Source organism: Streptomyces sp. ISL-10 (genome assembly GCF_018614575.1).
Classification (GTDB): Bacteria; Actinomycetota; Actinomycetes; order Streptomycetales; family Streptomycetaceae; genus Streptomyces.
In genome coordinates this window covers 219,126-245,048 of record NZ_JAGGOJ010000013.1, presented here as the reverse complement: position 1 = coordinate 245,048, position 25,923 = coordinate 219,126, and the positions used below count along the sequence as shown (strand labels likewise).

Here is a 25,923-nt window from a genome sequence, read left to right as displayed (position 1 = left end):
CCCGCACCCTCCCGTCACACCGTCGCGGGCTCGTCCTCCCCTATGAACGTGCGCCACAGGGCGGCGTAGTGGCCGTCGCGCGCCAGGAGTTCGTCATGGGTGCCGTCCTCGGCGACCCGTCCGTGGTCCATCACCACGACACGGTCGGCGCGGGCCGCGGTGGTGAGCCGGTGCGCGACCACCAGCGTGGTGCGCCGGCCGGTCAACCGGTCGGTGGCCTGGTTGACCTGCGCCTCGGTCGCCAGGTCCAGGGCGGCGGTCGCCTCGTCGAGCAGCAGCACATCGGGGTCGACGAGCTCGGCACGGGCGAGGGCGATCAGCTGGCGCTGTCCGGCCGAGAGGTTGCGCCCGCGCTCGGAGACCTCGTGAAGGTAGCCGCCGTCGAGAGTGGCGATCATGTCGTGCGCGCCGACGGCCCGGGCCGCGGCCTCCACCTCGGCGTCGCTCGCGCCGGGGCGGCCGTAGGCGATGGCGTCGCGGACCGTGCCGGAGAAGAGGTACGCCTCCTGGGGGACGACGCCGAGCCGGTGCCGGTAACCGGTCAGGTCCAGCTCGCGCAGGTCCACGCCTCCCCGAGAACCGTCGGCCCGGGCGGGCCCCCCTTCGTGGGGGGAGCCCTTGAGAGTGACGGTGATGCGGCCGTCGGTCGGGTCGTAGAACCGGGCCACCAGTTTGACCAGCGTGGACTTGCCCGCGCCGGTCTCGCCGACGAAGGCGACGGTCTGCCCGGCCGGGATGCGCAGGTCGATGCCGGTGAGCGCCTCCTCCTGGTCCCCGTACGAGAAGGACACGTTCTCGAAGGCGATGTCGCCGCGCAGTTCGCGCACCTCGCGCGGCTGCCGCGCGGCCGCTGTCGAGGTGGGCTCGCGGAGCAGCTCCTGCACCCGTCCGAGCGACACGGTGGCCTGCTGGTAGCCGTCGAAGACCTGGGAGAGCTGCTGGACGGGCGCGAAGAACAGGTCGATGTAGAGCAGGTAGGCGACCAGCGCACCCGTGGTGAAGGTCCCCGCGTCCACCCGGCCGCCGCCGACGATCAGCACGGCCGCGGCCGCCACGGAGGCCAGCAGCTGGACGAAGGGGAAGTAGACGGAGATCAGCCACTGGCCGCGGACACGGGCCTGGCGGTAGCTGTCGCTGCGGGCCGTGAAGTCCGCCACGCCGTCGCGCTCCCGCCGGAACGCCTGCAAGATCCGCAGCCCGGACACGGACTCCTGGAGGTCGGCGTTGACGACACTGATGCGCTCGCGGGCCAGCTCGTACGCCTTCACGCTCTTCCGGCGGAAGAAGTACGTGCCGACGATCAGGACCGGCAAAGTGGCGAAGACGACCAGTGCCAGCTGCACGTCGATGACGACGAGCGCGACCATGATGCCGAAGAAGGTGACCACCGAGACGAACGCGGTGACCAGTCCCGTCTGGAGGAACGTCGACAGGGCGTCCACATCGGTGGTCATCCGGGTCATGATCCGGCCGGTCAGCTCACGCTCGTAGTAATCCAGGCCGAGCCGCTGGAGCTGCGCGAAGATCTTCAGACGCAGGGCGTACAGGACCCGCTCGCCGGTGCGGCCGGTCATGCGGATCTCGCCCGTCTGGGCGGCCCACTGCACGACGACGGTGCCGAGCGCGAGGAGGGACGCCGCCCACACGGCACCGAGCGAGACCTGTACGACACCCTCGTCGATGCCGTGCCGGATCAGCACGGGCAGGAGCAGGCCCATGCCCGCGTCGACGGCGACGAGCAGCAGGCTGACCAGCAGGGGCCGGCCGAAACCGCGCAGGAGGCCGCGGAGCCGGCCCCCCTCCCCGGAGCGGGCGTCGGCCGGTTCGGGCCGCACCGCCCGTGCCTCGTCGATGTCGGGTCTGTCCGTGGCCGGGGGCAGCGCCTCGACCTGGGCGAGCAGTTCGGGGGTGGCGCCCGCGGCGTCCTTGGCCTCTCTGGCCTCTTCGGCTCGTTCATCGCGCACCCACAGCCGTGGGGTGATGCCGCGCTCGGCGTCGAACTCCGCGTCCAGCTCGTCCCGTACGGTGCGGTCCTCCTCGGGCCCGGGGGCGGACTGCGGGAGCACATGGCCGGGCGAGACGCCGCCGAGCTCGTCCGGGTCGGTCAGCAGCCGCCGGTAGAGCGCGGAACGCTGTTGCAGCTCCTCGTGCGTGCCGATGTCGGCCAGCCGGCCGCCGTCCAGGACCGCGATGCGGTCGGCGAGGTTGAGCGTGGAGCGGCGGTGCGCGATCAGCAGCGTCGTACGGCCCGCCATCACGTGCTTGAGGGCTTCGTGGATCTCGTGCTCGACGCGGGCGTCGACGGCGGAGGTGGCGTCGTCGAGCAGGAGCAGGCGCGGGTCGGTGAGGATCGCGCGGGCCAGCGCGATGCGCTGGCGCTGACCGCCGGAGAGGGTCAGTCCGTGCTCGCCGACCTTGGTGTCGTAGCCGTCGGGCAGATCGGTGATGAACCGGTCGGCCATGGCAGCGCGGGCGGCCCGGTCGATCTCCTCCTGGGTGGCGTCCGGCTTGCCGTACGCGATGTTCGCGCGGACGGTGTCGGAAAACAGGAAGCTGTCCTCTGGCACGAGCCCGATGGCGGCCCGCAGCGAGTCGTAGGTCAGCTCGCGCACGTCGTGTCCGCCGACGAGGACGGCGCCGCGCGTGACGTCGTAGAAGCGCGGCAGCAGGAGCGACACGGTGGACTTGCCGCTGCCGGACGCGCCGACGACGGCGACGGTCTCACCGGGGCGGATCTCCAGCGAGAAGCCGTCCAGGACCGGCCTGCCGTCCGCATAGGCGAAGCTCACGTCGTCGAACTCGACGCTCGCCTCTGTGTCCGCCGGGAGTTCCTTCGTGCCCTCGCGCAGGCTCGGCTCGGTGTCGATGAGCTCCAGCACGCGCTCCACGCCGGCCCGTGCCTGCTGTCCGACGGTGAGCACCATGGCGAGCATGCGGACCGGGCCGACGAGCTGGGCGAGATAGGCGGAGAAGGCGACGAACGTGCCGAGTGTGATCTCGCCCTTCGTCGCCAGCCAGCCGCCGAGCGCGAGCATGGCCACCTGCCCGAGCGCCGGAACGGCCTGGAGGGCGGGCGTGTACCGCGAGTTCAGGCGGATGGTGCGCAGCCTGCCGGCGAACAGCCTGCGACCGGCCTCGCGCAGCTTGCCGGTCTCCTGCTCCTCCTGCCCGAACCCCTTCACGACCCGCACGCCCGACACGGCCCCGTCGACGACTCCGGCGACGGCGCCGGCCTGGCTCTGGGCGTACCAGGTGGCGGGGTGCAGCCGGACGCGGCTGCGCTTGGCGATGATCCACAGGGCGGGGGCGACGGCGAGGGCGATCAGGGTGAGCGGGATCGACAGCCAGGCCATGATGGCCAGGGAGATCGCGAACAGCAGGAAGTTGCCGATGGTCATCGGCAGCATGAAGAGCAGCCCCTGGATGAGCTGAAGGTCGCTGGTCGCCCGCCCGACGACCTGGCCGGTCGACAACTCGTCCTGGCGCCGCCCGTCCAGCCGGGTGATCGTGCCGTACATGTCGGTGCGGAGGTCGTGCTGGACGTCGAGCGCGAGACGGCCGCCGTAGTAGCGGCGGATGAAGGTGAGTACGTACACCGCGACGGCGGCGGCGATCAGCAGACCGGTCCACACCGCGAGGGAGCGCGTCTTCGCACCGATGACGTCGTCGATGACGACCTTGGTGATGAGCGGCACCAGCGCCATGAGGGCCATGCCGCCGAGGGAGGAGCCGAGAGCGAGCACCACGTTGCGCCGGTAACGCCAGGCGTAACCGGCCAGCCGACGCGCCCAGCCGTCCTCTTTTCGAGCCGCCGCCACGTGGGCCTCCCCGTCGAATGCCGTGATTCCGCTGTTGACTCCGCTGATCTGATCTTCCGGAAGGCACCAACGCGGACCGGAGCGGATTTCATCCCGACGCAACAAATACCGGTCGCAGGTCCTAGGACCGTGATCGGATACGGGGATGCGCACACCACGCCGCGCGGCCCGGGTGGCCGTCCTCGACCCCGAGGGATCGGTCTTCCTCTTCCGCTACGACAACGAGGAGGTCGGCGTGCACTGGGCGATGCCCGGCGGCGGCCTGGAACCCGAGGAGACACCCCGGCACGGGGCGCTGCGGGAGCTGCGGGAGGAGACGGGCTGGGCCGATCTGGAGCCGGGCCGGCTGCTGTGCACCTGGGAGCACGACTTCACCCGGGCGGGCGTCCCGGTGCGCCAGCACGAGCACATCTACCTGGCGTACGGGCCGCGCCGGGATCCGGCCTCCCAAGCGGCGGACGCCCGGGCCGCCGACAGGATCCTGCACTGGCGCTGGTGGACCCCCGACGAACTGGCCACCGCGCACGAGGCCCTGTGGCCGCCGCAGCTGCCGTCCGTGCTGACGTCCGTGCAGGCCGGCACGGACGCCGGGCCGGTGGACCTCGGCTTCGTGGCGGACCTCCGGCCCCGCCCTTGACCTCAGGCGCGCTCGAGGTACCAGGCTCTCGGTCATGGACATCACCGAGATGCAGCGCGAGCTGCGCGCACTGACCGACCGGGCCGAGATCACCGACCTCCTCGACCGCTACCTCCGCTCCCTCGACGAGGGCGTCATCGACGAGGAGTGGGCCCGCGCCTTCCACACCGAGGACGTCACGGCCGAGATGCCCGTCGGCACGGTCCACGGCCGCGACGCCGTGCTGGCCACGGTCGGCCGCGCCATGGCCCTGTTCGACCGGACCGTGCACCTGGGCGCCGGCCCCGTGATCGAGATCGACGGCGACCGGGCCACGGCCCGCGGCGCCCAGCTGAGCACCCATGTCCTGGCGGACGGCTCCGAGGAGGTCTTCGTCTCCGCCGGCCGCACCGACACGGAGCTGGTCAGGACGACGGCGGGCTGGCGCATCTCGGCGACGGCGCTGCGCATCGCGTGGACACAGGGGACGCCGCCGCGGCTGCCGGAGGCCCCGGCGGGTGCGCCGGAGCCGGCCGCCCGGAGATGACCACGGCAGCCCGGACCCTCCCGGGGGCCCAGCCATCGCGGGCCGGCCCAGCCATCGCCCGCCGATTCCTCGGGACGTCAGCCGCGGAGCGGCTCGCCGCCCGGGAGGAGCGCACGGAGCAGCTGCTGGAACGCAATCGCACCACCCGTGAGCTGCACGACTCGATCGGGCACGCGCTCACCGTGGCCGTGGTGCGGGCGGGTGCGGCACGGGCGGCGATGAAACGGGCCGCCCTGACGGATCGCGAGGCAGCGGTGCTGCGGCTGTTGGCGCGGGGCCCTGCGGACGCGGAGATCGCCGCGCAGCTGGTCGTGGGCACGGAGACGGTCAGGACGCAGGTGAGCGCGGTGTCGGCCATTCCGGTGTCCGGGACCGGACGCAGGCGGTCGTCGCGGCGTACGGGGCGGATCCGCCCCGCCGGCGTGAGCGATGCGCGTGAGCGATGCGCGTGAGCGATGCGCGTGAGCGATGCGCGTGAGCGATGCGCGTGAGCGATGCGCGTGAGCGATGCGCGTGAGCGATGAGTTCCACGGCGCGGCCGAGTCCAATTTGCGGGGACCGTCGAGGGGAGCAGTGCCATGGGCATCGACGAACAGCAGATCCGGACCCTGATCGAGCAGTGGGCCCGGGCCGTCCACCAGGGCGATCTGGAAGGCGTGCTGGTGGATCACGCCGACGACATCGTCATGTTCGACGTGCCGGCGCCCCACGAGGGCGTCCGCGGCATCGACGCCTATCGCGAGACATGGCCGCCGTTCTTCGGGTGGCAGGCGACGCAGGGCGCGTCGTTCGAGATTCTGTCCCTCGACGTCACCGCGGGCGACGACGTCGCCTTCGCGCACGCGCTGCTGCGCTGCGGCACCCCGCAGGAGCTGGCCGAGCACCCGAAGACACGGCTGCGGCTGACCGTGGGGCTCCGCAGGGAGCGGGGCCGCTGGGTGGTCGCGCACGAGCACCATTCGTTCGCCGCCACGACCTGACGGACCGACCCCTGCCCCACGAGCCGGACCCCGCCGCCCCGGGGGAGTCGGGCGGCGGGGCCGGCGGACCGGGTCGCCGGGGCGGGGCCGGCGGGCGGGTCGGTCAGAGGTGCGTCGGCGCGAACATCCGCAGCAGGGCCGGGAGCACCACGACCGAGGGACCCGGCTGGGCCAGGGCCTTGGCCAGGTCCTCGGCCAGCGTGCCCGGGGTCGTACGGGTCGCCGGCACGCCGAAGGACTCGGCGAGCGCCACGAAGTCCGGACGCGCCAGTTCCGTCGCCGTCGCCCTGCCGAACGCGTCCGTCATGTACTCGCGCAGGATGCCGTAACCGCCGTCGTCCACGATCAGCCAGGTGACCGGCAGGTCGTACTGGCGGGCCGTGGCGAGCTCCGCGATCGAGTACATCGCGCCGCCGTCGCCCGAGACGGCGAGGACGGGACGCGTGGGGTCGGCGGCCGCCGCGCCGAGCGCCGCCGGGAAGCCGTAGCCGAGGCCGCCGGCGCCCTGGGCGGAGTGCATCGTGTTCGGGCGGCGGGCGTCGAAGGCGGACCAGGCCCAGTACGCCAGGATCGTCATGTCCCAGAAGCTGGGCGAGTCGTCCGGCAGTGCCTCGCGCACGTAGGCGAGGATCTGCTGCTCCAGGGTCAGTTCCTGGGCGGCGATCCGGTCGCCGACCTTGGCGAGGACCTCGCGCACGGCGTCGGCGGCCGACGGATCGCGACGCTCCTCCACCGTCTCCAGCAGGGCGGACAGCGCGAGGCGCGCGTCCGCGTGGATGCCGAGGCCGGCGTGGTTGGACTCCAGCTTGCCGAGGTCGGCCTCGATCTGGATCACGCGGCCGCGCGGGGCGAACGTGTGGTAGTTCGACGACAGTTCGCCGAGGCCGGAGCCTACGACGAGCAGCACGTCGGCCGACTCCAGGAAGTCGGTCGTGTGGCGGTCCTCCAGCCAGGACTGGAGGGACAGCGGGTGCTCCCAGGGGAACGCGCCCTTGCCGCCGAAGGTGGTGACGACCGGTGCGTCGATCCTCTCGGCGAGCGCGCGCAGCTTGCCGGACGCGTCGGAGCGTACGACTCCGCCGCCCGCGACGATCACCGGGCGGGTGGCGGTGGACAGCAGGTGCGCGGCCACGGCGGTCAGTTCGGGACGCGGTACGACGTCCTCGGGCGTGGCGTCCATCGCCGTGACGACCGGCAGGGTGGTCTCGGCGAGCAGCACGTCCTGCGGGATCTCGACCCAGACCGGTCCGTGCGGCGCGGTCAGAGCCGACTCCCACGCCGCCGCGATCGCCGACGGGATCTGCGAGGCGGTGCGCACGGTGTGCACGGACTTGACGATGTCGCGGAACGACGCCTGCTGGTCGCGCAGTTCGTGCAGGTAGCCGTGGCGTCCGCCGCCGAGCCCGGCTGTGGGGACCTGGCTGCCGATCGCGAGCACGGGCGCCGACGCCGCGGCGGCCTCCTGGAGCGCGGCGAGCGACATCAGGGCGCCGGGGCCGGTGGACAGCAGCAGCGGTGCCGCCTCGCCGGTGATGCGGCCGTAGGCGTCGGCGGCGAAGCCCGCGTTGTTCTCGACGCGCAGCCCGACGTAGTTCAGCGACGAGCGGCGCAGCGCGTCGAACATGCCGAGCGCGTGCTGGCCGGGCAGGCCGAAGACGGTGGTCGCGCCGAGTCCTTGGAGGGTCTCGACGACGAGGTCACCGCCGTTGCGCCCGGCGGGCGGGTTCAGCGCGGCCTCGGTCTGGGCGGCGGTGGGCCGCAGCACCAGGTCGTGGTCGTGGGTCACTTGATCCCGGCCTCCGTGTTCCTGGCCTCCGCGATCTGGCGGGACATGATCGTCGTCAGCTCGTAGGCCGTGTGCGAGGCGGCGACGGCGGTGATCTCGGCGTGGTCGTACGCCGGGGCCACCTCCACCACGTCCGCCGAGACCAGGTTGCAGGAGGCGAGGCCGCGCAGGATCTCCAGGAGCTCGCGGGAGGTCATGCCGCCCGCCTCCGGGGTGCCGGTGCCGGGCGCGTGCGCGGGGTCGAGGCAGTCGATGTCGATGGAGATGTAGAGCGGGCGGTCGCCGATGCGCTGGCGCAGCTGGTCGGCGACCTCGTCGGCGCCGCGGCGGTAGATGTCGGCGGAGGTGACGATGCCGAAGCCCATCTTCTCGTCGTCGGTGAGGTCCTGCTTGCCGTACAGGGGGCCGCGGGTGCCGACGTGGGACAGCGCCTCGGTGTCGAGGATGCCCTCCTCGACGGCCCGGCGGAACGGGGTGCCGTGCGTGTACTCCGCGCCGAAGTACGTGTCCCAGGTGTCCAGGTGCGCGTCGAAGTGGAGCAGGGCGACGGGGCCGTGCTTCTTGGCGACGGCGCGCAGCAGCGGCAGGGCGATGGTGTGGTCGCCACCGAGCGTCATCATCCGCGCGCCGGTGCCGAGCAGGTCGTCGGCCGCGGCCTCGACGGTCTCGACGGCCTCGTTGATGTTGAACGGGTTGGCCGCGATGTCGCCGGCGTCGGCGACCTGGGCGAGCGCGAAGGGCGAGGCGTCCTGCGCCGGGTTGTAAGGGCGCAGAAGCCTCGACGCCTCACGGATGGCGTTGCCGCCGAAGCGCGCACCGGGTCGGTAGGAGACCCCGGAGTCGAAGGGGACGCCGACGACGGCGACATCGGCGGTGCCGACCTCGTCGAGCCGGGGCAGCCGGGCGAACGTGGCGGGTCCGGCGTACCGCGGGATGCGGGACGAGTCGATCGGACCGCGCGGCTGCTCGTTGCTGCTCATAGGGATGCCTTCCTTCTCGCGCTCCATTGCGCTTCCACATGTTTTTGGTGCGTTTGTACGACTTTAACTGTTGGCGGTGGCGGGCACGGACGCCGGGGTCCCCGCCTCCGCCTCATCTCCCCCGCGGCCCGCGAGCCGCTCGCGCCAGTTCGCGAGCACCGCGGCGTCCGTCGGGCGGGTCAGCAGGCTGATGATCACGTAGGCGGCGAGCGAGGAGAGCAGGCCGTAGTAGACGGGCTGGTTGGCGAGGATGCCGTACACCGCCATCAGGCCGACGACCGAGAGGCCGCCGACGACCACGGAGGCGAGCGCGCCCTGCACGGTGCCACGCTTCCACAGCAGGCCACCGAGGATGGGCACGAGCAGGCCGCCGACGAGCAGGTTGTAGGCCACGGTCAGTGCTTCGACGACGTTGTTGAGCGCGATGGCGATGCAGATGACGGCGATGCCCATGAGGAGGATGAAGGCGCGGTTGCCCTTCACCTCGTCGTGCGCGCGTTCCTTGTGCGCGAGCCCGCGCAGCCGCGACCAGATGTCGTTGTTGGCGACGGTGGCACAGGCGATCAGTGCGCCGGACGAGGTCGACATGACGGCGGCGAGGGCCGCCGCGAGCACCAGGCCGCGCACACCCATGGGCAGTTCGTCCTTGACGATGGTGGCGAAGGCGTCGTCGGCGTTGGCGAGATCGGGGTAGAGGACCTTGGCGGCCGTACCGATGACGGCACCGGCGAGGGCGTACACCAGGCAGTACGTGCCGGCGACGGTGCCGCCGCAGCGGGCGACCTTGTCGCTGCGCGCGGTGAACACCCGCTGCCAGATGTCCTGCCCGATCAGCATGCCGAAGGTGTAGATCAGGACGTAGGTGAAGATCGTCTCGCCGCCGATGCCGAGCGGGGCGAAGTAGTCGGTGGGCAGCGCGGCCCTCATCTCGCTGAAGCCGCCCGCCTTGACGACCGCGATGGGCAGCAGGAGCAGCAGCACACCGATCGTCTTGACGACGAACTGCACCATGTCGGTGAGGGTGATCGACCACATGCCGCCGAGCGTCGAGTAGGCGACGACGATCGCGCCGCCGAGGACGATCGAGGCGGCGCGGTCGATGTCGAAGAGCACGTCGAAGATCGTGGCGTACGCGATGGTCGAGGTGACGGCGAGCATCAGCGTGTACGCCCACATCACGACGCCGGAGATGACGCCCGCCGTGCCGCCGTAGCGCAGGTCGAGCATCTCGGAGACGGTGTAGACCTTCAGCCGGGCGATGCGCGCCGAGAAGAGGACCGACAGTGCGAGCAGCCCGAGTCCGATGGTGAAGACCATCCAGGCGCCCGAGAGTCCGTACTTGTAGCCGAGGCCGACGCCGCCGATGGTGGACGCGCCACCGAGGACGACGGCGGCCATGGTCCCGGAGTACATCCACGGGCCGAGGCGGCGGCCCGCGACCAGGAACTCGCTCTTGGACTTGGCACGGCGCATGCCCCACCAGCCCATGCCGAGCATGCCGGCCAGATAGACGACGATCACTGCGTAGTCGACAGCCATCGGCTTTCCTTCCGTCTCGTCCCCCGGAACGGTCCTGGTGCGCGCTTGTGAGAGTCGACGGTAGGTGGCCGGAAAGAGGCGCAGAAGTGTACTTTTTATCCACCCTCTCCGCCTCCAGTGGATGGACTGTCCATGCCCGAGCCCGCGACTTCCCCGCCCACCCCGCCGATCCCACTCGCCTCGCTGCTCGCCGACGCGGATCTGGGGCTGCGGCAGGTCGCGGGCCCGCCCGCGGCCGAGGGCACGGCCGTCCACATGGTCCACACCTCCGAGATGGCCGACCCCTATCCGTATCTGCTGGGCGGCGAGCTGCTGCTGAGCGCGGGCGTGCTGCTGAAGGACGCCGACCGGTATGTGGCGCGGATCGTCGAGGCGGGGGCCGCGGCGCTCGGATTCGGGGTCGCGCCCGTGTACGACACGGTTCCGGCCGAGCTGGTCGAGGCGTGCGACCGGCGCGGACTGCCCCTCCTGGAGGTGCCGCAGCGCACCACGTTCACGGCCGTCGCGCGGGCCGTGTGGCGGCTGATGGCAGAGGCACGCCACCGCGAGCTGCGCCGGGTGACGCAGGCGCAGCAGGGCCTGGCCTCGGCGGCCGCCCGTCCCGACCCGGTCCCCGCGGTGCTGCACCAACTGGCGGTGCGACTGGAGGGCTGGGCGGTCCTGCTGGACGCCGACGGCGCCCGGCTGTACGCGGCGGGCCGCGAACCGGCGCCGGACGCGGTGGCAGGGGTGGCCCGCCTGGCACGGGTGGTCAGCCCCGGCGCCTCCCACCGCCCGGCTCCGGCCTCCGCGACGGACCTCGTGGATGCCGGCCACCTGTCCGCATACGCGCTCGGCGGCGGCGAGGGCCTGGTCCTGGGCCTGGCCGCGCCCGCCAGGGAGGCCGGGGACCACACCGTCGCCGGGGTCGCCGTCGTCCTGCTCTCCCTCCTCACCGCTCCCCAGCAGGGCACGGACGCGGGCAGCCGCAGCGCCGCGCTCGTACGGCTACTGCTCGGCGCGAGCCCCACCGCCACGGCCCCGCTCCTCGGCCCCGGCCCCTGGACCGTGATCCACGCACGCGGCGGCGACGGCACCCCCTTTGCCGCCACGGCGCTCGGCGCGACGCTCGGCAGCGCGTTGGTCGACCCGGACGCGGACGGCTCCGTCCGGATCCTGCTCCCCACCGCCCGCGAGGTCACCGCCCAGCCCGGCTGGACGCTCGGCGTGAGCGCCCCGTCCGACCCGGCCGCCCTGCCCGCCGCCGACACCCAGGCCGCACGTGCCGTACGGCACGCCGTCGCGACGCGCAGGGACCTGGTCCGGCACCGGGAGACGGCCCCCCTGTCCCCCGACGAGGCACGCCTGCGCCTCGCGCCGCTGACCGACTCCCCCGCGCTCGTCGAGACGCTGCGCACCTGGCTGTCGCTGCACGGCAGCTGGGACCGCACGGCGGCGGCGATGGAGATCCACCGCAACACGGTGCGCCAGCGCATCGAACGCGCCGCGAGGCTGCTGGAGGAGGACCTGGACGACGTGGACGTCCGGATGGAGCTGTGGTTCGCGCTGCGGCACGGGTGAGGTGACGGCAGGCCCACGGTTTCGCGGTGAACCCACGCCTCTTCGGCGACACGGGTTCCGTGGGAAGCCCACGACTCTCCTGCCCGAGGACTGTGGAACCGAACCCAACTCCCTTCGCCATCCGGTGTGTTGGAATTCCTGCATGGCCACTCCCGATGACGGAACCGTGCTGCTGGACCCGAACGAGCCCGCACGCCGCCTGCGCGGCGAAATCATGCGCCTGCGCGACGAAGCGACACGCCAGAAGGAACTCGCCCACCGCCGGGCGGAGTTCTGGACGAAGACCGACATCGCCCTCGGCTTCCCCGCGGCCCTCCTCGCCGGCACGGCCGGAGCGGCGGGCCTGGCCACCGCGGACGCCCGCATCCCCGCGGCGCTGCTCGCCCTCGCCTCGGCCGGTTTCGCGGCGGGTGCGGGCTTCCTCCGCAGCGACACCCGCCGCAGGGCCAACAAGCGCGCCCGGCACGCATGGGCGGCGACGGAGGGCCGGGCGACGGTGAAGCTGGCCCAGGAACACCTGACCCCGCAGGACCTGGTCGAACTGCTCGATTTCCGCCAGGCGGCACTCTCCGCCTACGACAGCGAGGACCCCCAGCCGGGCCCCTCACCTCTTTCGGGCTGACCGCCGGACGCGCGCCGACTGCAGGAGACGTGTGCGACGGGGCCGTTGCGGCATCCGCGTGTGCGGCCCCGCGTGCGCAGCATCACTCTGGACAGTTTCAACAACCGCCGGGTAACTTAGCCCTGAGCAAGCGCTTAGACATCCAGCGTACCCAAAACTGTCACGAGGAGGCGTCCGTGCGCCGTACCGTTTTCAACGAGGACCACGAGGCGTTCCGGGACACCATCCGCGCCTTCATCGAGGCCGAGGTCGTCCCCGTCTACGACGAGTGGTTCGCTGCCGGTCAGGCGCCGCGCGACTTCTACCACAAGCTCGGCGAGCTGGGCATCTTCGGGATCAACGTCCCCGAGGAGTTCGGCGGCGCGGGCCTGGACACGCACAAGTTCGAGGCCGTGCTCTACGAGGAGACCTCGCGCGCGGGCGTCATCTTCGGCGGCTCCGGTGTGCACGTGCTGCTCGCCCTGCCGTACATCAAGATGCTCGCCACCGACGAGCAGAAGAAGCGCTACCTGACGAAGTTCGTCACCGGCGAGGAGATGTGGGCGCTGGCGATGACCGAGCCGGGCACCGGCTCCGACGTCGCGGGCATGAAGACCACCGCCAAGCTCTCCGAGGACGGCACCCACTACGTTCTCAACGGCGCCAAGACCTTCATCACCGGTGGTGTGCACGCCGACCGCGTGATCGTCTGCGCCCGCACCTCCGCCCCGCGCGAGGACGACCGCCGCTTCGGCATCTCCCTGTTCGCCGTGGACACCAAGTCCGAGGGCTACTCGGTCGGCCGCAAGCTGGACAAGCTGGGCCTGCGCACCTCCGACACCGCCGAGCTGGCCTTCGTCGACGTCAAGGTCCCGGTCGAGGACCTGCTCGGCGAGGAGAACAAGGGCTTCTACTACCTCGGCCAGAACCTGCCGTCCGAGCGCTGGGGCATCGCGTTCGGCGCGTACGCACAGGCCAAGGCCGCCATCCGGTTCGCCCAGGAGTACGTGAACGACCGCACCGTCTTCGGCAAGCCCGTCGCGTCCTTCCAGAACACCAAGTTCGAGCTGGCCGCCTGCCAGGCCGAGGTGGACGCCGCGGAGGCCGTCGCCGACCGCGCGCTGGAGGCCCTGGACGCCGGCGAGCTCACGCCCGCCGAGGCCGCATCCGCGAAGCTGTTCTGCACCGAGGTCGCGCACCGCGTCATCGACCGCTGCCTCCAGCTGCACGGCGGCTACGGCTACATGAACGAGTACCCGATCGCCCGCCTGTACGCCGACAACCGCGTCAACCGCATCTACGGCGGCACCAGCGAGGTCATGAAGTCCATCATCGCCAAGTCGATGGGCCTGTAGGTTCCCTGACGTGAACCAAGCGCTCGACGAACTGCTCGATCTGCTCGACCTTGAGCAGATCGAGCAGAACATCTTCCGGGGCAGTTCCCGTTCCGCCCTGGTCCCGCGCGTCTTCGGCGGACAGGTCGCGGCCCAGGCGCTCGTCGCCGCGGGCCGCACCGTCCCGGCCGACCGCACGGCGCACTCCCTGCACTCGTACTTCCTGCGCATGGGCGACCCGGGGGCGCCGATCGTCTACACGGTCGACCGCATCCGCGACGGCCGGTCGTTCACGACCCGCCGGGTGGTCGCCGTCCAGCACGGGCAGCCCATCTTCCACCTGTCGGCGTCCTTCCAGGTCCACGAGGAAGGGCTGGAGCACCAGGCGGACATGCCCGCCGCGCCGGACCCGGAGTCGCTGCCGACCGCGGCCGAGATGCTGCCGCGGCACCTGCCGGCCAAGGTCGCGCAGCGGCTGGTCGAGGCACGCGCCGCGGTGGACCTGCGGTACGCGGACACGCCCCCGTGGGGCAGCGTCGGCGAGCCGCGCGAGCCCCGCTCGCAGGTCTGGTTCCGTACGAACGGCAAGCTCGCGGACGACCCCCTGCTCCACGTGTGCCTCGCCACGTACGTCTCCGACATGACGCTGCTCGACTCGGTGCTGCTCGCGCACGGGCGGGGCGGCTGGGCGGTAGGCGACGTGGTCGGCGCGTCGCTGGACCACGCGATGTGGTTCCACCGCCCCTTCCGCGCCGACGAGTGGCTGCTGTACGACCAGGAGTCCCCGTCCGCGTCCGGCGGCCGGGGCCTGGGCCAGGCCCGCATCTGGACCCAGGACGGGCGGCTGGCGATCTCCGTCATCCAGGAGGGCGTGGTCCGCGTCCCGCACTGACGGGGCGCTCAGGCCGCCGGGGCGTGGGCTGTGAAGGTGACCCATTGAGGTGTCACCGTCCAGCTCGACGCCTCGCCTCGCGTGGAGAGGCGGGCGAACAGCGGCAGCGTCGGCAGGGTGCTGCCGACGCTCCACGACGCAGGAGATGTCACCGGTTGACTACTCCTGCCCCGGCACGGGCGGCTCAGCTCCAAAACCGAGCGCCGCCGGCACCGGCAGCGTCGCGGCGAGGGCGAAGCCGCCGTCGGGGCTCGGGCCGGACGTGAACGTGCCGCCGAGCGCCGCCGCGCGGGTGCGCAGGCCCGTCAGGCCGTGGCCGCCGGGGTCGGGGACTGTGCGGGCGGCGGGCGGCGGGCCGTTGTGGACCAGGACGAGCAGGGAGTGGCCGGTGCGGCGCACCGTCACCCTGGCCCGTGCGCCGGGGGCATGGCGGCGGATGTTGGTGAGGCCCTCCTGGACGATGCGGTAGGCGGCGTGCTGGACCGCCGGAGGGCAGGCACCGGGATCCAGGTGCACCGAGTCCACCAGGTCGCGTGCCGCATCGAGCAGTTCCGGCAGCTGTGCGAAGCCGGGGCCGTCGTGGCGGATGGCCCGGCGCAGGTCGGCCGCGGCCCGGCGGCTGAGTTCGCCGAGGGCGGCGGCCTCCTCCCGGTACCGGACGGAGTCGGCGGCCGTGGCGAGTCCGCTGCAGCGCAGGCTGATCAGACTCAGGTGGTGGGCGGCGGTGTCGTGAACGTCGCGGGCCAGCCGTTCGCGTTCCCGCAGCGTGGCCTGTTCGGCGGCGTACCGGCGCTCACGCTCACGGGAGAGGGCCAGTTCGGCGAGGCGGCCGGCGAGTTCGGCGCGGGCACGGCCGAGCAGGCCGAGGGCGGCGGGTGCGACGGCCAGCAGTCCCGAGAGCAGGAGGCCGAGCGTGACGTCTGGCAGGGACCAGGAGTAGTCGTCCATGTGCTGCCACGGCACGAAGGACACGACGGCGACCGCCCCCGCCGATGCGGCCACCTCGCTGCGGCGCCGTTCGGACGCGGCGACGGCGTGCAGGGCGGCCATCGCCGGGATCCACAGCACACCGGTGGCCAGCGTCGGCAGGGCGAGCAGCATGAACGCGCGGGGGGAACGCCGCCGCAGCGGAAGCGCCACGGCCACCGCCGGCGCGATCCAGACCATCCAGCCGGTGAGCCAGTGACGGGTCGCCAGCGCTTCGGCGAGGGCGGCGGCCACGACCACGCCCTCGACGGCCACCGGGGCGGCCCCCAGCCGGCCGAGCCGACAGCCGACGCGCGGACGGCCGACGCGCGGACGGCCGAGGCGCGGACGGGCGGCCCCCGGGCCGGCGCCCCTGTCTCCGCGGCCCGGGATCGGCAGGCCGGTTCTCACCGCGCGGCCGACCGGTGCATCACGGACGCCAGCGCGACCCGGCTGCCCACCGCCAGTTTCCGCTTCAGTGCGCCGATGTGGGTCTTGACCGTCGTCACGCCCATACCGAGATGGGCCGCGATGTCGGCGTTGGACAGGCCGGCGGCGATCAGGGCGAGAACGTCCCGTTCGCGGGCAGTGAGGTCGTCGAGGGTTTCGACGCCGTCCGGGACCGGCGACACCGGGGCCGAGGCCGCGTACCGGGAGAGCGCCTCCGCGCTGCCGGGCGGTGTGCAGACCACGCCGCCCGCGGCGAGCAGGCGCACCGCCTCGACGAAGACCCGCGGGTCGGTGGTCTTGAGCAGGAAGCCGGCCGCGCCCTCGCGCAGGGCGCGTTCCACGTGGTCCGCCGTGTCGAGGGCGGTGAGCATCGCGACGGCCGGCGGCCGGGGCAGGCCCCTCAGCGTGCGCAGCACGTCGAAGCCGGGCACGGAGGGCATGTCGATGTCCAGCAGGACGAGATCGGGTGCGAGGTCGCGTACGGCGTCGACGGCGTCGGGACCGTCGCAGGTCCCGACGACGGTCACGCCGCCGGCCGAGCCGAGAACCTGCTGGAGTGCGGTGCGTACGAGCGCCTCGTCGTCGACGACGAGGACACGCACCGGCCTCAAGTCGTAGGGCAAAGGTCGTCCTGGAGTCTGAGCGATGCAGCGGCCGCTGCTGCGAGCCTGGTTGCAGATCCTAGGACGCCACAAGCGACCGCCCGGATCCCCGGGGGTCGACCAGCCCCCGGGCCCACGCTGCCCCGGACACCGAGTCGGGCCGCCGAGTCGGCCCACGAAGGGAACGGATTGCAGTGAGCGCGCCACCCCCGGCCGAGGAGGAACCGTCGTACGACGACCCGTCGTCGCACGACGCGGCCGGGACCGGCGCCTGGGCGAGGGCGTCGCCCGTCGCGCGGGCGCTGTGGACCGTCGGCGGTGGCGCGCTGATCGTCGGCAGCGTGCTGCTGCTGATCGTCGCCCGCGACTGGTCGATCGGCCACACCGGGGGGGTGCGTCACGGCCTCGGGCTCGCGCTGCGCGGCGCCCTGACGCTGATGCTGCTCTGCGGCACCTACGGCGTCGTACGCGGCACGTGGCGTGACTGAAACCCCGGGGCCCTGAAGCCCTGGGTCCCGCAGCTTCGCCGCCTCGCAACCCCACAACCCCGCCGCCCCGCCGCCGGATCAGTCCGCCGGCCCCAGCCCCGCCGCGTCCAGCAGGTAGGCCGTCATCGGGTCGTAGAACCGCGGGTCGGTCACATGGTCGTCGAGCGGGACCGTCACCTGGAGCGTGCCCTCGGCCTCGGCGATGAACAGGGCCGGGTCGTTGCAGTCCGCGTAGCCGACGGCGTCGATGCCGCGCTGGCCCGCGCAGCCCGCCCAGCCGTGGTCGGCCACCACCAGGTCGGGCAGCGGCCGGCCCTCGCGCGCCAGACCGTCGAGGATCGCGGCCATCGGCGCCGGCGAGTGGGTGTGCCACAGGGTCGCGCCGCGCTCCAGCATGGCGACGTCGGCGAACTGGAAGACCATGCCCTCGTCGGCCATCAGCCCGCCCGGGATCCGTACGATCTCGCAGCCCGCGGCCCGCAGCGCGGCGGCGGTCTGCCGGTGGACGTCGAGCAGGCCGCCGGGGTGACCGGTCGCGAACAGCACGCGCTCGTGGGCGTCGGCGGCCTTGCGCAGGCGGGCGGCCATGCGCTCCAGGGCGTCGACGGTCAGCTCGGGGTCGATGGTGTCCTGGCCCTGCCGGTGCTCGGGGTCGTCGCTGACACCGCACCGCTCTGCCATGACCGCCAGCACGTCCTGCTCGTCGCTCCAGCGGTCGCCGAGCTCCAGACCGAGCCAGTAGTGCCGGTCACCGTTGGCGAGTCTGCGGTAGTGGGAGAGATTGTTGTCGCGAGGGGTGGCGACGTCTCCGGCGATACGTGAGCGGACGAGATGGTCGACAAGAGCGGCGCGGCTGGGTATCGGCATGGGCCCCATTGTGCCGTGGTGTGCGCGGAGGGTACCCACCGTCTCGCCCCACGGACGCGCGGCGAGGCGGACTCTCGGACTCCGCTACGCCCCCCACGGACGCGCTCCGGACGGACCCTCCGATTCCGCTACGCCCCCCACCACGGACGTGGCGCGGACCGGACCCTCCGACTCCACTAAGGCCGTCCCTGCGGCCCTGAAGAGCTGTCGCCCACCGGCCCCAAGGACCCCGCCGCCTGCGCTACCGCGCCCCCAGCGGCCCCAGCGCCGCGAACGCCCCGTGCGCCAGCCGCCTGAGCAGGGACTCCGTCGCCGCGCGGCCCAGGGGGCCGCCTCCGTTCGCACCCAGGTGGGGCGTCGAGTTGAGCAGGCCGAACACCGCGTGCACCGCCGTCCTCGCCTCGGACTCCGCCACGTCCGGGTGCAGCTCGCGCACCACCGCCACCCACAGCTCCACGTACTGGCGCTGCAACTGGCGCACCAGCTTGCGGTCGCTGTCCCGCAGGCGGTCCAGCTCCCGGTCGTGCAGAGTGATCAGCGGGCGGTCGTCGAGCGCGAAGTCGATGTGGCCGTCGATCAGGGACGCCAGGACCGCGTCCGGGCCCGTCGACGCCTCCTCGACCCGCAGTCGGCCACCGCTCAGGAGACGCTCGCTGATGCCCACGAGCAGCTCCGCGAGCATCGCGTCCTTGCCGGGGAAGTGGCGGTAGAGGCCGGGGCCGCTGATGCCCACCGCGGCCCCTATCTCGTCGACTCCCACGCCGTGGAAGCCGCGCTCGGCGAAGAGGCGCGCGGCCTCCTTGAGGATCTGCTCGCGGCGCGTCGGGGCCGAGGTCCTGGTGCTCATGGGAATTCATTCTAGACAGGGCTGTTAGCGGTCGTTAACCTTGGAGAAACACGTTAACGCTCATTAACCGAGCAAGGGAGCTCGAGCAATGCAGCAGGCACCAGTGCTGGCGAGCGCCGCGGACCCGGCGTCCGAGGCCTGGCAGGCCAACGAGGCGGCACACCAGGAGCTCGCCGACGGTCTGCGCTCACGCCTGGCGGCAGCCCGCCTCGGCGGCGGCGAGAAGGCGCGCGCCCGCCATACGGCGCGCGGGAAGCTGCTTCCGCGGGACCGCGTGGACACCCTTCTCGACCCCGGCTCGCCCTTCCTGGAGCTCGCTCCGCTTGCGGCCGAGGGGATGTACGACGGGCAGGCCCCGGCGGCCGGGGTGATCGCCGGGATCGGGCGGGTCAGCGGCCGCGAGGTCGTGGTCGTGGCCAATGACGCCACCGTCAAGGGCGGCACGTACTACCCGATGACGGTCAAGAAGCATCTGCGCGCGCAGGAAGTGGCGCTGGAGAACCGGCTCCCCTGCGTGTACCTCGTGGACTCCGGCGGCGCGTTCCTGCCGATGCAGGACGAGGTCTTCCCCGACCGCGAGCACTTCGGCCGGATCTTCTACAACCAGGCCCGGATGTCCGGCGCCGGCATCCCCCAGATCGCCGCGGTGCTCGGTTCGTGCACCGCGGGCGGGGCGTATGTGCCCGCCATGAGCGACGAGGCAGTGATCGTGCGCAACCAGGGCACGATCTTCCTCGGCGGCCCGCCACTGGTGAAGGCGGCGACCGGCGAGGTCGTCACCGCCGAGGAGCTCGGCGGCGGCGAGGTCCACTCCCGCGTCTCCGGCGTCACCGACCATCTCGCCGAGGACGACGCCCACGCTCTGCGGATCGTGCGCACCATCGTCGCGACCCTGCCCGAGCGCGGCCCGCTCCCCTGGTCCGTGGAGCCGGCCGAGGAGCCCAAGGCCGACCCCGCCGGGTTGTACGGCGCGGTCCCGGTCGACTCCCGTACGCCGTACGACGTGCGGGAGGTGATCGCCCGGATCACGGACGGCTCCCGGTTCGCCGAGTTCAAGTCGGAGTTCGGGCAGACGCTGGTCACCGGCTTCGCACGGATCCATGGCCACCCCGTCGGCATCGTCGCCAACAATGGCATCCTGTTCGCCGAGTCCGCCCAGAAGGGCGCGCACTTCATCGAGCTGTGCGACCAGCGCGGCATCCCCCTGCTCTTCCTGCAGAACATCTCCGGCTTCATGGTGGGCAAGGACTACGAGGCCGGCGGCATCGCCAAGCACGGCGCCAAGATGGTCACGGCCGTGGCGTGCACGCGGGTGCCGAAGCTGACCGTCGTCGTCGGCGGTTCCTACGGCGCCGGCAACTACTCGATGTGCGGCCGGGCCTACGGCCCCCGCTTCCTGTGGATGTGGCCGAACGCGAAGATCTCGGTCATGGGCGGCGAGCAGGCCGCGTCCGTCCTGGCCACGGTCAAGCGGGACCAGCTGGAGGGCCGCGGCGAGCAGTGGTCCGCGGCGGAGGAAGAGGCCTTCAAGGACCCGATCCGCGCCCAGTACGAGCAGCAGGGCAACGCCTACTACGCGACGGCCCGCCTGTGGGACGACGGCGTGATCGACCCGATGGACACCCGGCAGGTGCTGGGTCTGGCCCTGACCGCCTGCGCCAACGCGCCGTTGGGGGACGCCGGCTTCGGCGTCTTCCGGATGTGAGGGACCTTTCACGATGACGATGTTCGACACCGTTCTGGTCGCCAACCGCGGCGAGATCGCGGTACGGGTCATCCGCACCCTGCGGGCCCTCGGCGTGCGCTCCGTGGCCGTCTTCAGCGATGCGGACGCCGGCGCCCGCCATGTGCGCGAGGCGGACACCGCGGTCCGTATCGGGCCCGCGCCGGCCGCCGAGAGCTACCTCTCGATCGACCGTCTGCTGGACGCCGCCGCGCGCACCGGCGCCCAGGCCGTCCACCCCGGCTACGGCTTCCTCGCGGAGAACGCGGGCTTCGCCCAGGCGTGCGCCGAGGCCGGCCTCGTGTTCATCGGCCCGCCGGCGTCCGCGATCTCCCTGATGGGCGACAAGATCCGCGCCAAGGAGACCGTGAAGGCAGCCGGCGTCCCGGTCGTTCCCGGCTCCTCGGGCAGCGGTCTCACCGACGACGAACTGGCCGCGGCCGCCCGCGAGATCGGCATGCCGGTCCTGCTCAAGCCGTCGGCGGGCGGCGGCGGCAAGGGCATGCGCCTCACCCGCGTCGAGTCGGCGCTCCTCGACGAGATCGCGGCCGCGCGGCGCGAGGCGCGTGCCTCGTTCGGCGACGACACGCTGCTCGTCGAGCGCTGGATCGACCGTCCCCGCCACATCGAGATCCAGGTGCTGGCCGACGGCCACGGCCGGGTGGTGCATCTCGGCGAGCGCGAGTGCTCGCTCCAGCGCCGCCACCAGAAGATCATCGAGGAGGCGCCTTCGGTCCTGCTGGACGAGGCGACGCGTGCCGCGATGGGCGAGGCGGCCGTGCAGGCGGCCCGTTCCTGCGGCTACCGGGGCGCGGGCACGGTGGAGTTCATCGTCCCGGGCACCGACCCTTCGCAGTACTACTTCATGGAGATGAACACCCGCCTCCAGGTCGAGCATCCGGTCACCGAGCTCATCACCGGTATCGACCTGGTGGAGTGGCAGCTGCGGGTCGCGGCGGGCGAGCGACTGTCCTTCGGGCAGGACGACATCACCCTCACGGGCCACGCCGTCGAGGCCCGTGTCTGCGCCGAGGACCCCTCGCGCGGCTTCCTGCCCTCCGGCGGCACGGTCCTGCGCCTCCACGAGCCCCAGGGCGAGGGGGTGCGCACGGACTCGGGCCTGACCGAGGGCCTGGAGGTGAGCAGCCTGTACGACCCGATGCTCTCCAAGGTCATCGCGTACGGCCCCGACCGCGCCACCGCCCTGCGCAAGCTGCGGGCGGCCCTCGCGGAGACGGTGACGCTGGGCGTCCCGACGAACGCCGGATTCCTGCGCCGCCTGCTCGCCCATCCGGCGGTCGTCTCGGGGGAGATGGACACGGGTCTCGTGGAGCGGGAGGCCGACGCTCTCGTTCCGGGCGGGGTGCCGGACGAGGTGTACGAGGCGGCGGCGGCCGTGCGGGCTGCTGAGCTCGCACCGCCGCGGACGACCGGCTGGGCGGACCCCTTCTCGGTGCCGAGCGGCTGGCGGATGGGCGGCGAGGCGGCTCCGCTCGCCTTCCCCCTGCGCGTGCCGGGAGGCGACCCCGTCACACACACCGTGCGGCGCCAGGCGGTCCCGCGGGTCGAGGAGCACACGGTCGCCGTCGAGGTGCACGGCGTCACGCACACCTTCCACCGCGCGGGCGACTGGCTCGGCCGCGACGGCGACAGCTGGCATGTGCTGGACCACGACCCCGTCGAAGCGGCCCTCAGCGGCACCGCCCACAGCGGCGTGGACACCCTGGCCGCGCCGATGCCCGGCACCGTCACCGTCGTCAAGGTGGCCGTCGGCGATGTGGTGACGGCGGGCCAGAGCCTGCTGGTGGTGGAGGCGATGAAGATGGAGCACGTCATCTCCGCCCCGCACGCCGGCACGGTCACCGAGCTCGACGTCACCGCGGGCTCGACCGTCGCCATGGACCAGGTGCTCGCCGTGGTCACTCCGGACGAGACCGGCGAGGAGGCGCAGGCATGACCGGCACCGAAGGGCTGCCCATGACGGTGCGGGCCCCCGGCCTCCCTCCGCGCGTGCGCATCCACGAGGTCGGCCCCCGCGACGGCCTGCAGAACGAGAAGTCGGTGGTGCCGGTGGAGGTCAAGGCGGAGTTCATCCGCCGGCTGGCCGCCGCCGGCCTCACCACCGTGGAGGCGACCAGCTTCGTCCACCCGAAGTGGGTTCCCCAACTGGCGGACGCCGAGCAGCTGTTCCCGATGGTCGGCGACCTGCCCGGCGTGCGGCTGCCGGTCCTCGTGCCCAACGACCGCGGCCTGGACCGGGCCCTCGGGCTCGGGGCCCGTGAGATCGCGGTGTTCGCCAGCGCCACGGAGTCGTTCGCGAAGGCCAATCTCAACCGCACGGTCGACGAGGCGCTCGCCATGTTCGCACCGGTCGTCACCAGGGCCGTCGAGCACGGCCTGCGGGTGCGCGGCTATCTGTCGATGTGCTTCGGCGACCCGTGGGAGGGACCGGTGCCTGTCGAGCAGGTCGTCACGGTGTGCCGGCGCCTGATCGACATGGGCTGCGACGAGCTCAGCCTCGGCGACACGATCGGCGTGGCCACCGCCGGCCATGTGCGTGCGCTGCTCACCGCGCTGCACGACAGCGGCGTGGCGAGCAGCAGGATCGCGGTCCACTTCCACGACACCTACGGCCAGGCACTGGCCAACACCCTCGCCGCACTCCAGTGCGGCGTGAGCACGGTGGACGCCTCCGCCGGCGGCCTCGGCGGCTGCCCGTACGCGAAGAGCGCCACCGGAAATCTCGCCACCGAAGACCTCGTGTGGATGCTCGACGGCCTCGGCATCGAGACCGGGGTCGACCTCGGCCGGCTCACCGCCACCAGCGTGTGGATGGCCGAACAGCTGGGCCGTCCCAGCCCGTCCCGTACCGTCCGCGCCCTCTCCCACAAGGAGTGACACCCCGATGTCCCTGGACCACCGGCTCTCCGCCGAGCACGAGGAACTCCGCCGCACGGTCGAGGAGTTCGCGCACGATGTGATAGCGCCGAAGATCGGCGACTTCTACGAGCGCCACGAGTTCCCTTACGAGATCGTCCGCGAGATGGGCCGCATGGGCCTGTTCGGGCTGCCGTTCCCGGAGGAGTACGGCGGCATGGGCGGTGACTACCTCGCCCTCGGCATCGCCCTGGAGGAGCTGGCCCGCGTCGACTCCTCCGTGGCCATCACCCTGGAGGCCGGGGTCTCGCTGGGTGCGATGCCCGTCTACCGCTTCGGCACCGAGGAGCAGAAGCGGCAGTGGCTGCCCCGGCTGTGCTCGGGCGAGCTGCTGGGCGCGTTCGGGCTGACCGAGCCGGACTGCGGTTCGGACGCGGGCGGCACCAGGACGACGGCCGTGCGCGACGGCGACGAGTGGGTCATCAACGGCTCCAAGTGCTTCATCACCAACTCCGGCACGGACATCACGGGCCTGGTCACGGTGACGGCGGTGACGGACCGCAAGGCCGACGGCCGCCCGGAGATCTCCGCCATCATCGTCCCGTCCGGTACACCGGGCTTCACGGTCGCCGCCCCCTACTCCAAGGTGGGGTGGAACGCCTCGGACACCCGTGAGCTGTCGTTCTCCGACGTCCGCGTCCCGCTCGCCAACCTGCTGGGCGAGGAGGGCCGGGGCTACGCCCAGTTCCTGCGCATCCTCGACGAGGGCCGGATCGCGATCTCGGCGCTGGCGACGGGTCTGGCGCAGGGCTGTGTGGACGAGTCCGTGAAGTACGCGAAGGAACGTCACGCCTTCGGCCGGCCGATCGGCGGCAACCAGGCCATCCAGTTCAAGATCGCGGACATGGAGATGCGCGCGCACATGGCGAGGGTCGGCTGGCGCGACGCGGCGTCCCGGCTGGTGAGGGGCGAGCCGTTCAAGAAGGAGGCGGCGATCGCCAAGCTGTACTCCTCGACGGTGGCGGTGGACAACGCCCGTGAGGCCACCCAGATCCACGGCGGCTACGGCTTCATGAACGAGTACCCGGTCGCCCGGATGTGGCGCGACTCCAAGATCCTGGAGATCGGCGAGGGCACGAGTGAGGTCCAGAGGATGCTGATCGCACGGGAGTTGGGCTTCACCGGCTGACCATCCGGGCACACGCGCGCGACCTGCTCCAGGGCGGTCGCGCGCGTTCATGTGCCGGCCGCCGGCCGGGCAGGTATCGGCCGGCGGGCATGACGGGTACGAGACCCGGGACCCGGCGTATGCCGTGCGTGGCAGGTTCCTCTGGACAGCTTGTGAGGTTAGGCTAACCTATCCTCGGACCTGGCCAGTGGCCGAATCGGCACGTACGAAAGCGGACATCATCATGCCCAACGCCCGCGCATACCACCTCACTCGCCGCGGCATTCTCGCCGCCGGCGGCGCCCTCGGGCTCGGCGTCGCACTCGCCGCATGCGGCAAGGACGACACCGAGAACGGCGGTTCGGGCAAGGGCTCCGCGAAGGACGCCGGCCCCTGGAGCTTCAAGGACGACCGCGGCACCACCGCCGAGGCGAAGGCCACCCCGAAGAACATCGTCGCCTTCACCGGCACCGCCGCAGCGCTGTACGACTACGGCATTCAGGTCAAGGGCGTTTTCGGCCCAACCGAGACGCCCGAAGGCAAGCCCGACGTCCAGGCCGGCGACATGGACATCAGCAAGCTGGAGATCCTGGGCAATGTCTGGGGCGAGTTCAACGTCGAGAAGTACGCGGCCCTCGCGCCCGAGCTGCTCGTCACCGACATGTGGGAGAAGAACGCCCTCTGGTACGTGCCGGACCAGTCGAAGGACAAGATCCTCAAGCTGGCCCCGAGCGTGGCCCTGAAGGCCGCCGAGATCAACATGCCCGCCGCGCTGGCCCGCCGCGCCCAGCTGGCCGAGTCCCTCGGCGCGGACCTGAAGTCCAAGCAGTTCGCCGACGCCAAGGCCCGTTTCGAGCAGGCCGCCGAGCGGCTGCGCAAAGCCGCGAAGGCCAGGCCCGGCATCAAGGTACTCATCGGATCCGGCAGCGCCGACCTGTTCTACATCTCGTCGCCGGAGCGCCCGACCGACCTCAAGTACTTCAAGGAGCTCGGCGTCGACATCATCACGCCGTCGAAGCTCGACGCGACCGGCTGGTTCGAGGAGCTCAGCTGGGAGAACGCCGCCAAGTACGAGGCGGACATCATCATGATGGACAACCGCACCGGCACGCTGCAGCCCGGCGACCTCGCCAAGTCCAAGCCCACCTGGGCGGGCCTGCCCGCCGTCAAGGCCGGCCAGGTCATCCCGCGCGTCACCGAGCCGATCTACTCGTACGCCAAGTGCGCGCCGATCCTCGAGGACCTGGCCAAGGCCATCGAGAACGCCAAGAAGGTCGCCTGA

The 25,923-nt window shown here is 72.2% G+C and carries 22 protein-coding genes and 1 pseudogene; 14 read left to right on the top strand and 9 right to left on the bottom strand.

What is annotated here, in order from left to right:
- Positions 1–14: 14 nt before the first annotated feature.
- Complete coding sequence (locus J7E88_RS17745; protein WP_215182111.1) at positions 15–3,818, bottom strand: ABC transporter ATP-binding protein; 3,804 nt, start codon at positions 3,816–3,818, stop codon at positions 15–17.
- A gap of 145 nt (positions 3,819–3,963) precedes the next feature.
- Between J7E88_RS17745 and J7E88_RS17740 the strand changes: the two genes are divergently transcribed.
- The 4 genes and pseudogenes from J7E88_RS17740 (at position 3,964) to J7E88_RS17725 (ending at position 5,961) form a co-directional block, all read left to right on the top strand.
- A complete protein-coding gene (locus J7E88_RS17740; RefSeq protein WP_215182109.1) occupies positions 3,964–4,455 on the top strand; it encodes an NUDIX hydrolase in 492 nt (163 codons plus the stop codon).
- 34 nt (positions 4,456–4,489) lie between these two features.
- Positions 4,490–4,981 (top strand): nuclear transport factor 2 family protein, encoded by a 492-nt coding sequence (locus tag J7E88_RS17735; protein WP_215182107.1) that lies wholly within the window; start codon positions 4,490–4,492, stop codon positions 4,979–4,981.
- Positions 4,982–5,031: 50 nt separating this feature from the next.
- Positions 5,032–5,328 (top strand): annotated as a pseudogene (locus J7E88_RS36795) (histidine kinase); the annotation flags it as partial.
- A gap of 231 nt (positions 5,329–5,559) precedes the next feature.
- The gene (locus J7E88_RS17725) at positions 5,560–5,961 is read left to right on the top strand and encodes a nuclear transport factor 2 family protein (protein ID WP_215182103.1); all 402 of its coding nucleotides are present in this window, start codon (positions 5,560–5,562) and stop codon (positions 5,959–5,961) included.
- A 103-nt stretch (positions 5,962–6,064) separates the two neighbouring features.
- On the opposite strand, the gene J7E88_RS17720 is transcribed toward J7E88_RS17725, so the two are convergent.
- The 3 genes from J7E88_RS17720 to J7E88_RS17710 form a co-directional block, all read right to left on the bottom strand.
- Entirely contained in the window at positions 6,065–7,747 is a 1,683-nt protein-coding gene (locus J7E88_RS17720; protein ID WP_215182101.1) for a thiamine pyrophosphate-binding protein, read from the bottom strand.
- Entirely contained in the window at positions 7,744–8,727 is a 984-nt protein-coding gene (gene speB, locus J7E88_RS17715; protein ID WP_215182099.1) for an agmatinase, read from the bottom strand. The genes J7E88_RS17720 and speB overlap by 4 nt, the downstream gene beginning before the upstream one ends.
- A 63-nt stretch (positions 8,728–8,790) precedes the next feature.
- Positions 8,791–10,266 (bottom strand): sodium:solute symporter, encoded by a 1,476-nt coding sequence (locus J7E88_RS17710; protein WP_215182097.1) that lies wholly within the window; start codon positions 10,264–10,266, stop codon positions 8,791–8,793.
- A gap of 132 nt (positions 10,267–10,398) precedes the next feature.
- Between J7E88_RS17710 and J7E88_RS17705 the strand changes: the two genes are divergently transcribed.
- The 4 genes from J7E88_RS17705 (at position 10,399) to tesB (ending at position 14,653) form a co-directional block, all read left to right on the top strand.
- Entirely contained in the window at positions 10,399–11,826 is a 1,428-nt protein-coding gene (locus J7E88_RS17705) for a PucR family transcriptional regulator (RefSeq protein ID WP_215182095.1), read from the top strand.
- Between the two features lie 142 nt (positions 11,827–11,968).
- Complete coding sequence (locus J7E88_RS17700) at positions 11,969–12,448, top strand: hypothetical protein (protein ID WP_215182093.1); 480 nt, start codon at positions 11,969–11,971, stop codon at positions 12,446–12,448.
- Positions 12,449–12,624: 176 nt separating this feature from the next.
- Positions 12,625–13,782 carry an acyl-CoA dehydrogenase family protein gene (locus J7E88_RS17695; protein ID WP_215182091.1) on the top strand — a complete coding sequence of 386 codons (1,158 nt, stop codon included), beginning with the start codon at positions 12,625–12,627 and terminating at the stop codon, positions 13,780–13,782.
- A gap of 10 nt (positions 13,783–13,792) precedes the next feature.
- The gene (gene tesB, locus J7E88_RS17690; RefSeq protein ID WP_215182089.1) at positions 13,793–14,653 is read left to right on the top strand and encodes an acyl-CoA thioesterase II; all 861 of its coding nucleotides are present in this window, start codon (positions 13,793–13,795) and stop codon (positions 14,651–14,653) included.
- An 8-nt stretch (positions 14,654–14,661) separates the two neighbouring features.
- Here the strand turns inward: tesB and J7E88_RS17685 are convergent, their stop codons facing one another.
- The 3 genes from J7E88_RS17685 to J7E88_RS17675 form a co-directional block, all read right to left on the bottom strand.
- The gene (locus J7E88_RS17685; RefSeq protein ID WP_215182087.1) at positions 14,662–14,805 is read right to left on the bottom strand and encodes a hypothetical protein; all 144 of its coding nucleotides are present in this window, start codon (positions 14,803–14,805) and stop codon (positions 14,662–14,664) included.
- Positions 14,806–14,812: 7 nt separating this feature from the next.
- Entirely contained in the window at positions 14,813–15,895 is a 1,083-nt protein-coding gene (locus J7E88_RS17680; RefSeq protein ID WP_215182085.1) for a sensor histidine kinase, read from the bottom strand.
- 131 nt (positions 15,896–16,026) lie between these two features.
- Positions 16,027–16,692, bottom strand: a complete 666-nt coding sequence (locus tag J7E88_RS17675; protein WP_251022769.1) for a response regulator transcription factor — start codon at positions 16,690–16,692, stop codon at positions 16,027–16,029.
- A gap of 173 nt (positions 16,693–16,865) precedes the next feature.
- On the opposite strand from J7E88_RS17675, the gene J7E88_RS17670 reads away from it, so the two are divergent.
- Positions 16,866–17,159 carry a hypothetical protein gene (locus tag J7E88_RS17670; RefSeq protein WP_215182083.1) on the top strand — a complete coding sequence of 98 codons (294 nt, stop codon included), beginning with the start codon at positions 16,866–16,868 and terminating at the stop codon, positions 17,157–17,159.
- Positions 17,160–17,237: 78 nt separating this feature from the next.
- On the opposite strand, the gene J7E88_RS17665 is transcribed toward J7E88_RS17670, so the two are convergent.
- Together J7E88_RS17665 and J7E88_RS17660 are read right to left on the bottom strand one after the other, a co-directional pair.
- The gene (locus J7E88_RS17665; protein WP_215182081.1) at positions 17,238–18,026 is read right to left on the bottom strand and encodes a phosphatase; all 789 of its coding nucleotides are present in this window, start codon (positions 18,024–18,026) and stop codon (positions 17,238–17,240) included.
- Positions 18,027–18,267: 241 nt separating this feature from the next.
- Positions 18,268–18,873: a TetR/AcrR family transcriptional regulator gene (locus tag J7E88_RS17660; protein ID WP_215182079.1), complete on the bottom strand. Its 606-nt coding sequence runs from the start codon at positions 18,871–18,873 to the stop codon at positions 18,268–18,270.
- A gap of 88 nt (positions 18,874–18,961) precedes the next feature.
- Here J7E88_RS17660 and J7E88_RS17655 point away from each other — a divergent pair, with 88 nt between their 5' ends.
- The 5 genes from J7E88_RS17655 (at position 18,962) to J7E88_RS17635 (ending at position 25,923) form a co-directional block, all read left to right on the top strand.
- A complete protein-coding gene (locus J7E88_RS17655; RefSeq protein WP_215182077.1) occupies positions 18,962–20,578 on the top strand; it encodes a carboxyl transferase domain-containing protein in 1,617 nt (538 codons plus the stop codon).
- A 19-nt stretch (positions 20,579–20,597) separates the two neighbouring features.
- A complete protein-coding gene (locus tag J7E88_RS17650; RefSeq protein ID WP_215182188.1) occupies positions 20,598–22,553 on the top strand; it encodes an acetyl-CoA carboxylase biotin carboxylase subunit in 1,956 nt (651 codons plus the stop codon).
- Positions 22,550–23,494: a hydroxymethylglutaryl-CoA lyase gene (locus tag J7E88_RS17645; RefSeq protein WP_215182075.1), complete on the top strand. Its 945-nt coding sequence runs from the start codon at positions 22,550–22,552 to the stop codon at positions 23,492–23,494. The genes J7E88_RS17650 and J7E88_RS17645 overlap by 4 nt, the downstream gene beginning before the upstream one ends.
- Positions 23,495–23,501: 7 nt before the next feature.
- On the top strand, positions 23,502–24,662 hold the full coding sequence (locus J7E88_RS17640) for an acyl-CoA dehydrogenase family protein (RefSeq protein WP_215182073.1): 1,161 nt from the start codon (positions 23,502–23,504) through the stop codon (positions 24,660–24,662).
- Positions 24,663–24,885: 223 nt separating this feature from the next.
- A complete protein-coding gene (locus J7E88_RS17635; protein ID WP_215182071.1) occupies positions 24,886–25,923 on the top strand; it encodes an ABC transporter substrate-binding protein in 1,038 nt (345 codons plus the stop codon).